The following is a 448-nucleotide window of genomic DNA, read 5'->3' on the forward strand; positions in this document are numbered from 1 at the left end:
CTTCGTGGAGGGAGCGGCGGCCGTGCGAGGTTCCTGGGTACCGAGGATCGCGTCCGCCCTTCTCCTGCTCGCCCTGTCGGTGCCCGTCCCCGCGGCGGCCCGGCCGCCGGACCGTACGACCGCGCCGGTCGAGGACACCGGCGCCCCGCCCGCCGACTGGACCCCGCCGCTCAGCACGAGAGGCCGCTGGATCGTCGACGCGAACGGCGACCGCTTCAGACTGCGCTCCGGCCACTGGCACGGCGCCAGCGGGACGTGGAACGGCAGCGGCAGCGCGGACGAGGACGCCAACCACCAAGCGGGCGAGAACGCCCACCGCATCCCGCTCGGCCTGGACCGCGCCCCGATGGCCGAGATCGTCGCGAGCTTCCGGGAGATCGGGATCAACAGCGTCCGGCTGCCCTTCTCCAACGAGATGATCCGCGACACCCGCCCGGTCACCGCCGAC

1 pseudogene is annotated in these 448 nt (G+C 74.1%); it reads left to right on the forward strand.

The window, feature by feature from the left end:
* Nucleotides 1-22: 22 nt before the first annotated feature.
* Nucleotides 23-448: pseudogene (locus tag LPA54_RS38820) on the forward strand (glycoside hydrolase); the annotation flags it as partial.

The sequence above is a fragment of the Streptomyces sp. DH12 genome (assembly GCF_020873895.1).
In the GTDB taxonomy this organism is placed as follows: Bacteria; Actinomycetota; Actinomycetes; order Streptomycetales; family Streptomycetaceae; genus Streptomyces.